General features: G+C 54.1%; 9 protein-coding genes. 4 read left to right on the top strand and 5 right to left on the bottom strand.

Annotation, left to right across the window (positions count from 1 at the left end; genetic code table 11):
* From ACWIZX_RS13740 to ACWIZX_RS13730, 3 genes are all read right to left on the bottom strand, one after another.
* Positions 1-170: flagellar motor protein MotB (locus tag ACWIZX_RS13740; RefSeq protein WP_448336178.1), on the bottom strand; the 170-nt coding region annotated here is incomplete at its 3' end.
* A 3-nt stretch (positions 171-173) separates the two neighbouring features.
* The gene (locus tag ACWIZX_RS13735; protein ID WP_448336177.1) at positions 174-1,001 is read right to left on the bottom strand and encodes a motility protein A; all 828 of its coding nucleotides are present in this window, start codon (positions 999-1,001) and stop codon (positions 174-176) included.
* Positions 1,002-1,013: 12 nt separating this feature from the next.
* Positions 1,014-1,220 carry a flagellar FlbD family protein gene (locus ACWIZX_RS13730; RefSeq protein ID WP_322792600.1) on the bottom strand — a complete coding sequence of 69 codons (207 nt, stop codon included), beginning with the start codon at positions 1,218-1,220 and terminating at the stop codon, positions 1,014-1,016.
* A gap of 227 nt (positions 1,221-1,447) precedes the next feature.
* Here ACWIZX_RS13730 and ACWIZX_RS13725 point away from each other — a divergent pair, with 227 nt between their 5' ends.
* The 3 genes from ACWIZX_RS13725 to ACWIZX_RS13715 are packed head-to-tail and all read left to right on the top strand — an operon-like array spanning position 1,448 to position 6,199.
* Positions 1,448-3,364 carry a PAS domain S-box protein gene (locus ACWIZX_RS13725; protein ID WP_448336176.1) on the top strand — a complete coding sequence of 639 codons (1,917 nt, stop codon included), beginning with the start codon at positions 1,448-1,450 and terminating at the stop codon, positions 3,362-3,364.
* Positions 3,336-4,100, top strand: a complete 765-nt coding sequence (locus ACWIZX_RS13720) for a response regulator transcription factor (protein ID WP_322792602.1) — start codon at positions 3,336-3,338, stop codon at positions 4,098-4,100. The genes ACWIZX_RS13725 and ACWIZX_RS13720 overlap by 29 nt, the downstream gene beginning before the upstream one ends.
* Before the next feature lie 17 nt (positions 4,101-4,117).
* The gene (locus tag ACWIZX_RS13715; RefSeq protein WP_448336175.1) at positions 4,118-6,199 is read left to right on the top strand and encodes an ATP-binding protein; all 2,082 of its coding nucleotides are present in this window, start codon (positions 4,118-4,120) and stop codon (positions 6,197-6,199) included.
* A gap of 4 nt (positions 6,200-6,203) precedes the next feature.
* Here ACWIZX_RS13715 and ACWIZX_RS13710 read toward each other — a convergent pair whose 3' ends face one another.
* A complete protein-coding gene (locus ACWIZX_RS13710; RefSeq protein WP_322792604.1) occupies positions 6,204-7,022 on the bottom strand; it encodes a formylglycine-generating enzyme family protein in 819 nt (272 codons plus the stop codon).
* Entirely contained in the window at positions 7,022-7,696 is a 675-nt protein-coding gene (locus ACWIZX_RS13705; RefSeq protein ID WP_448336174.1) for a glycosyltransferase, read from the bottom strand. Before ACWIZX_RS13705 ends, ACWIZX_RS13710 begins: the two co-directional genes overlap by 1 nt.
* On the opposite strand from ACWIZX_RS13705, the gene ACWIZX_RS13700 reads away from it, so the two are divergent.
* Positions 7,683-7,942 (top strand): hypothetical protein (locus tag ACWIZX_RS13700; protein ID WP_448336173.1); only part of this gene is annotated, 260 nt, incomplete at its 3' end. The two genes, ACWIZX_RS13705 and ACWIZX_RS13700, sit on opposite strands and share 14 nt — an antisense overlap.

The raw sequence follows: 7,942 nt of genomic DNA, 5'->3' as shown, positions 1-7,942 counted from the left end.
GAAAACGCCGCCCGCATGCTCTCCGCCAGCCGCTTGTACTTTTCCACATCAATCTGACCCATGGAGTACAGCACCACGAACAACACCATCAACAAGGTGATGAAGTCCGCGTAACTAACCAGCCAGCGTTCGCTGTTTTCGCCGCCTTCACCGCCGCCACCGTGTGCCATGGCTTACGCTCCTGCTTCTTTTGCGGCTGCTGCCGCTTTCTTGGCGGGCTTTTCAGCCCCTTTCTCATCCTCACCTTTGACCGCCGAGGGTGGCAGGTAGGCATTCAATTTCTCGCGCACGATGCGCGGGTTCTCACCGGCCTGAATGGAGAGAATTCCCTCCAGCAGCATGTAACGCAGGTGAGCCTCTTCATCGCTTTTGGCTTTGAGTTTGGCGCCAATCGGCAGGAAGATCAGGTTCGCGCTCAACAGGCCCCACAGGGTCGCCAAAAACGCACCCGCAATGGATTTTGCCAGTTTGTTGGGATCATCCAGCGATTGCAGCACCGCAATCAACCCCATCACCGTACCGATGATGCCGAAGGTCGGCGCAAAACCGCCGGCGGCGGTGAAGAAACTGTACCCGGCGCGGTGGCGCGCCTGCATCTGCTGAATGTTGATTTCCATGATGGAACGCACCTGCGCCGGATCGACGCCGTCCACCACCATCATGATGCCTTTTTGTAAAAATTTATCGGTAATCTTCTTGCTGTCCTCTTCCAGCGCCAGAAGACCATCCCGCCGGGCGCGGTCTGCCATTTTGACCAGCAATTCGATCAACTCGTGCTCATCGAATTTAGTGCCCATGACCGCCTTGCTGATTAGTAGCGGCAGTTTGGTGACGATTTTGAGGGATGTGGTGATGGTGGTTGCCATGATGGCGCCCAGTGCTGTAATCATGATGGCTGAGGGGTGGGCAAATAATTCAGCCGGCGTGCCGCCATCCAGAATCATGACGACCACCACCACAATGACGGCGCCGATCAGACCGATGATTGTTGCCAGATCCATTGCTTTACCTCACTATCTGTCCTGTTTTACAAACAAAGGCTGCGAAATGCGCTGACGATATTCGATGTAACGTTCGCAAACCAATTCGGGAGATTCACGCACAACCAGTTTTTTCTCATTCAACAGGGTGATTACCGTATCCGGAGTTTTTTCTACACTCTGAATCAACTCCGGATTGAGAAAAAATTGTGTTCCATTCAGGCGAGTCAGCAAAATCACAGCAATACCCTTTCCAAAAATTTACAATCGAAGAGGTGTTAATCAATTCTCCCACGCAAGAATCTAACATATCCCCCACTTCAATCACATAAAGGCGGCGTGAAAGCGGTGTAAAGAAAGGCTAAAAAATTCCCCCCACCTTTCAGTTTCATTAACTACCCGGCATTGTGAAGGTGACCTTTCAGCATGTATAATACTCGTGCAAGAATATGGAAAGAAGGTCACGAATGCCGCACGCCGACAAACGGGTTCTAATCCTGGACGATGACGGCGCACTGGGGGAAATGTTGCGCGATTTTATCGCACACACCTGCCAGTGTGAGGTGATTCACCTCGATCACCCTGATGATCTGTGGGGATCGTTGGAAAGCAGCAATTTTGATGTGCTGTTTTTGGATTACAAACTTCCCGGCAGTAACGGCATTGAAATACTGGAACGACTATACCAGAATCCCTGTTACCGCAATTTACCGGTCATCATGATGACCGGCGAAGGCAGTGAAACCATCGCAGCACGGGCAATCCAGGCCGGCGCAATGGACTATCTGGTCAAAACCGAACTATCCTTTGAAATGCTGCCGGCTCTGATTGAGAAAGCCATCCAGCGGCGTGCCATTCAGCAAGCCATTCACGAAGCCCAGCGAAAAGTCGAATATCAGGCGATGCTGCTCAACAACGCGCGCGATGCCATCATCAGCTGGGACTTGAACAACATCATCACCTACTGGAATCAGGCAGCAGAGCGATTATTCGGTTACTCCGCCGAGTACATGCTGGGTAAACCGGTTTTTGAGGCATACTTTTCGCTTTTCGAGCAGCTGCAGCGCCGCAGCGCCGCCGATGAAAATGTGACTCTGCTGGGTGAGCGCCGCTTCCGCCACCCCCAGCGCGGCGTGATCTGGGTCAGTTCTCAAATCAGCCGGCTGTACGGTGGTGAGGACGGCCGGCAGTTGATTGGCACCATGGATGTGGTGCGCGATATTACCCTGGCAAAGCAGGAGCAGGAATCCCTGGCTCAGAGCCAGCACTTCATCAAACGCATTCTGGAAACCATCCCGCACATCATCTATATTATTAACCTGCGCGAAAATCAACTGCGCTACATCAGCCCCAAGGTCAAGGAATTACTGGGATATGCAATCGAGGAGGTGGAGGCAGCTGCCTTCCACAAAATTGTGGAAAAAGTACATCCCGAAGACCGGGAACGGGTTCGGCTGCATTACAGAAATATCCTCAAAACCCCTCCAACTCAGGCATTGACCATCGAATACCGCTTGCCGGATTCGGCTGACCAGTGGCGCTGGCTGCGCAATGTCGAAACCATCTTCTCGCTGGATGGCGTTGGCAACCCGGTCGAAATTATCGGTGTGTGCGAGGACATCACCGCCCGCAAAGAGATGGAAGAAAAACTGAGCGCTTCTCAGGTATATGTCACTCAAACCGCCCGCATGGCGTCCATCGGTCAACTGGCGGCCAGCGTTGCCCATCAGATCAGCAATCCGCTGACCACCATCATCGCCGACACCCAGTTGTTGCTGCGCAGTCTGCCGCCGGAGGATGACCATTCCGAATCGTTGAAAGCCATCCTTTCCGCCGGCTGGCGCATGCAGGAAGTGATTGATCTGCTGATGAAGTTTTCGCAGCCTTCCATCAGCAGCCGTCAAATTGTGGCTATTAATGATACAATTAATAAAGCAATTTTACTGGCGGGCTCTCATTTGCGTTCCGCTCAAATTGATCTGCATCTCAATCTCAGCGAACCTTCCCCGGTGATTTTGGGGTTTGAACAACGTCTGGTGGATTTGTGGGTTAATTTGCTTCTGGCGGAACATCCTTCCGATCCTGACCAATCACCCCGCAATATCTGGATCGAATCGCGCAGCGCAGAGGGGGACATTCAGGTGACCATCAGCGATGATGGACAGCCCATCTCCCCCGAACAGATGGAAACCTTGTTTGAACCCCAACTGATCCCGCGCGGTATTGGACGGGGAAATGGAATTGAATTAAGCCTGTGCCGGGAAATTGTGCGGCAACACGACGGTTCAATTCAAGTCAGCAGCCGAGAGGGAAGAACGACCTTTACAATTTGCTTGCCTTCAGGAGTGGATGGAAATGGACGGGAAGAAGATTTTAATAATTGAAGATGACGACATCGTTGCCCGCACCATTGAACGCTGTTTGCGCGGTGGAGAATACCGCGTTACGATTGCCGGCAGCGGCGTGGAGGGCCTGCAAGCCGCCCGCCGGGATGTGCCCGATCTGGTGATTCTGGATGTGATCATGCCGGGCATGGATGGTTACACTGTCTGCAAAGAAATGCGTAAAGATGCCCTGCTTGCGGAAGTGCCCATCCTGTTTTTGACTGCAAAGACCAAGGACGATGACAAAATCACCGGGCTGGCAGCCGGAGCGGACGATTACCTCGGCAAGCCGTTCAATGTGGATGAGCTGTTGCTGCGCATCAAAGCCATTTTGCGCCGCACCCAGCGCATGAAACAGGAAAGCCAGCCCCTAACCACTTCCACAGAAGAAAGCAGCCCCAAGAAGGAACTTCCCGAAAGAATCATCCGAATCGGTGAGTACACCCTCAACACCCGCACATTTGAATTTTACAGTCCACAAACCGGCAAATTCCGCCTCACCCCGGTGCAGTATGACCTGCTGTATCATCTGATGACCCATCCAGGCGAAATCTTCTCACCCAACCGCCTGCTGGATGAAGTATGGGACTACCCCACGGATGCCGGCAGTCCCGATCTGGTGCGGGTTCACATTAAAAATCTGAGAGAACGAATTGAATTAGACCCCAAAAATCCAGTTTTTATTCAAACCGTGCCGGGCTACGGTTATACCATTCCACTTCCTGAGGAAGGATAGCGGGGAATTTTATCGTTATGCAGCCAGAACATTTATCGGTCGAAACCTCCGTCGGCTGGGAAAAAATTGCGAAAGTTTATCAGGCATTAAGCAGCCCTGCGCCGCTGAAAAACCGTCTGAGTCAGGCGCTAAACCTGCTGCTGCCTGACCAGCAAGAACGCGGTGCGGCCATCTGGCTGGCGAGTCCCGAGCAAATCTGGATTGGTGGACATTGTCCGCCCTCGTGGGAACAACAACTTCACCTGCAAAGCGGTGTGCTCCCATTTCTGATTCAAAAAGCCATGCGCAGCAGAGAAGCCATCCTGCAATCACCCAACCGCGACATTGGCGCAGTTTTGCCGATTCAATGGGAAGGGGAAATGTTCGGCGTTTTCATCCTCACCGCCCCGCCGCTCAACGAACGGGATGTTGCTCTCTGGAAGGAACAGATTGAGCCTTTTGCGCGCGTACTGGCAAATGAACACGGTCAAGGTCCGGCTGAAGCGGATCGGCTGGTTTTAGAGGTTCATCAATTCCTCAATGAAATTCACCTGAACTCCTCCGTGTGGGATTTTCAGCAAGTTACGGCTCAGTTCACCGCCGCTGCCCGGAATTTAATGAATGCCGATGATGCCGCGTTGATCCTCACCGATCATGTCAACCCTGGGCTGGCCATCAAGCGAAGGCTGGGCGTGGGCAGGGCCTGGAGCGGGCAAATCAGCCTGCGGCTGGAAGAAAGCCTGACCCGCCGGGCGCTGGAAAGCCGGCAAATTTTACAGAGTAAAGATAACGGTCACATGGCTTTTCATCCCGAAATTGACCGCCTGCCGGATCTGCCGGTTGAAAACCTGATTTGCGCTCCGCTGCTGGCCGAAAACATGAGCCTTGGGGTGTTGCAGATCATCAACCCTCAGCATGACCTGCGCAACCCGCTGATTCATTCGGCGTTTCTGGTGTTGATCAATTCGCTGACAACATGGATGATCAAAGAACAGCAGGCAACCCGCCTCAAAATCACCAGCGCCGAAATGGAAGCGCGCCTGTGGGAAATCACCAAATCCCGCAATACCCTGCGCACCCTGTTCGATAGCATTCCTTCTTCTATTTACATTATTGACCGTTCCTACCGTATTGTGGCCGTCAATCTGCCGCGCAGCCAGCGCGCCCGCAGCGAGCCGCGGCAGCTGGTCGGCAAGAAATGTTACGAAGCCCTGTACAACCGCAGCGAAATCTGCCCCGACTGCCGGGTTTTGGAAACTTTCACGCAGGCGGTTTCAACCACCCGCCCGGTTCACGAGTGGCTGGAAGGGGATCGTTTCATTGACTGGGAAATCACCACCTACCCCATCCAGGAAAAAAACAACCTGCCGCATCAGGTGATTGTCTTCGAGCAGGATGTCACCGAAAAGCGCAGCCTGGAAGCCAACCTGATTCAATCCGAAAAGATGGCCGCTGTGGGGCAACTGGCTGCCGGCATTGCCCATGAGATTAACAACCCCCTGGCAGCCATCATTGCCAACACCCAGCTGCTGAAGCGAGAATTGCTCAGCGATTCGGCTGACTTCATGGAAACGCTGCAATTGATTGAAACTGCCGGTTTGCGGGCTGCCAATGTGGTCAGCGGGCTGCTGGGCATTTCCCGCAAGGAAAATAAATACGAATTTGAGCCGCTTTCGCTCAACGAGAGCGTCCGCTCCGCACTGGCGCTGGTACATCACGACCTGGTGCGTCGTTCAATTGAAGTGGTCACCGACTTGCAGGAAGACATGCCCTCATTGATCGCCAGTAAAAATCACCTGCAAAGTATCTGGATCAATCTGCTGGTCAACAGCATGGATGCAATGGACAAGGAAAACGGGCGGATTGTCATTACAACCCGCTACGCCGAGCGTAACTTCATCGTGACCTTTGAAGATAACGGCAAGGGCATTCCCCAGGAATATCTCTCACGGATTTTTGAACCGTTCTTCACCACCAAAGCCGCCGGGCGCGGCACGGGTTTGGGACTGGCGATCACTCAGCGGGTCATCAAAGAGCATCAGGGCGAGATCCGCATCGAAAGCCAGCTGGGGCAGGGCGTCAAAATCACCATCACTCTGCCGGATATTCCGCGCGGATAGCAGCTCAAATACTGCGCGCCAGTCGGAAACCGATCAGCGGCGAGCTATGGGTTGCCGCCATACCTTCCCTCGCCGAGCAGCGCGCCAGTTTACGGGTGTAATACCAGGCTCCACCCCGAATGACATAGCGCTCATCGGTTCGCTGTTCTTCGCGGCCGTCGGCCGGATCATACGGATAAGGCATGTAAATGGTGCTGGTCCATTCCCACACATTCCCCACCATGTCCGCCGCACCGCAGGGACTGTCTCCCCCCGGCGAGTAGGAACCAACCGGAGTGGTGCCTTTTTTGGCGCTTTCCGCCGTGTTACAGCGCCAGGGGTCAAAGGTGTTGCCCCATGGATAGATACGCCCATCATCGCCGCGCGCTGCCCGTTCCCACTCTGCTTCGGTTGGCAGACGGTAATTGGAGCCGGTCAGCCTGTTCAACCACTCAATGTAGGCCATCGCATCCAGTTTCGAGACCCCCACAATCGGGTGGAGCGCCTGTTCCAGCGGATAACGAAAACCATTCCAGCCTTTGGGCAGGCGATAACCGGTATCCTGAATAAACAGATGATACTCCATGTTGGTTACCGGATATTGAGCAATTTCAAACGCCTCAAGCCAGACCACATGCTGGGGCTGTTCGGCATCGAAAAGATCGTTGTCGTACCACTCATACGCCCAGTCCGATTCTTTGACCTGGAGGCGTTTGATGTCTTCGTCGCTGGTGCCCATCAAAAACTCACCCGCCGGAATTGGAATCATGATCGGCAGCCGCACCCGGTTGGCAGCCGCCTTTGCCCAGTTTTGATCTTTTGGAAGTGAATGCTGCGCTGCCATTAACCTGCCTCCTCAAAACCGCAAATTGCCCGCTCAATTTTTTCGATGTTTTCAGCCGCGTCCTGACTGAGGGCGTAAAGATAGGGTGCACCCGCTGCCCGCTGCCGGGCTGCTTCAATATTTTCTGCCAGCCAACCAATCGCCTCAGCCCACTCCGCTGGTGAGTTGCCCACCAGGTGACCGTATTCAGCCAGCCCCTGAAAGGGAGGCTGATTGCTGGCGATCCACGGAATTTTCATGGCCATATATTCCACCGCCGGCAGCGGACTCTGGCGCAGATCAAACTCACCAACAGCCGGCAGCAGACCAATATCCACTTTGCTTAACGCCGCCGGCAGGCCTTCCGCAGATAATACCGGCAGCACCTCCACCCGTTCGGCCGGCAAGCGGCTCAACCAGCGGGCGGCAGATGGGTCTGCACCGGCAAAGAGCAGATTCAACCGCCCCGATTGGTTTAGCGCCTGCTCAATCCCTTCCAAAACACCGCTGCCTTTGAGCGAACTGAACGCCTGACCGCTGGCATTCAATCCAAGCCACACCGAATCGGCTCTTTTTTGGGACGGCACAACCAGATATTCGTTGGTATTCAAATAATCCGCCAGCAATTGTACCCGCCCGTGAGGGAAGCAATCGCGGGCTAACTGGGGGGTGGGCACGAGGATGCCGTCCACCATTTTGAACAACCATTTCAACTGCTCGGCAGGCGGAGGGAAAACCGGGCGTGAGCCATTTTTGAACGGCAGGGGGCAAAATACCTTTTCGCCAGAAAGAAAACCCGGGGTGGTCTGCTTCCAGGTGCTCCACACTCAGGTCAATATCCACCAGCACTTTTTTACCGCGTGCCCGCCAGCGGGCTACGCCTGCCAGTGTGTTCTCAAACAGGTAACGGTGCAGGATAATCACATCAGCAGAGGTACATA

Source organism: Bellilinea sp., assembly GCF_053501535.1.
The sequence above is the reverse complement of the archived record's forward strand: the minus strand, read 5'-3'. Positions and strand labels throughout refer to the sequence as shown.

Excerpts from the sequence above, each read along its gene's own strand:
- ACWIZX_RS13725 (WP_448336176.1), top strand. The coding sequence starts at position 1,448 with ATGCCGCACGCCGACAAACGGGTTCTAATCCTGGACGATGACGGCGCA.
- ACWIZX_RS13735 (WP_448336177.1), bottom strand. The coding sequence starts at position 1,001 with ATGGATCTGGCAACAATCATCGGTCTGATCGGCGCCGTCATTGTGGTG.
- ACWIZX_RS13720 (WP_322792602.1), top strand. The coding sequence starts at position 3,336 with ATGGACGGGAAGAAGATTTTAATAATTGAAGATGACGACATCGTTGCC.
- ACWIZX_RS13705 (WP_448336174.1), bottom strand. The coding sequence starts at position 7,696 with ATGGTGGACGGCATCCTCGTGCCCACCCCCCAGTTAGCCCGCGATTGC.
- ACWIZX_RS13715 (WP_448336175.1), top strand. The coding sequence starts at position 4,118 with ATGCAGCCAGAACATTTATCGGTCGAAACCTCCGTCGGCTGGGAAAAA.
- ACWIZX_RS13710 (WP_322792604.1), bottom strand. The coding sequence starts at position 7,022 with ATGGCAGCGCAGCATTCACTTCCAAAAGATCAAAACTGGGCAAAGGCG.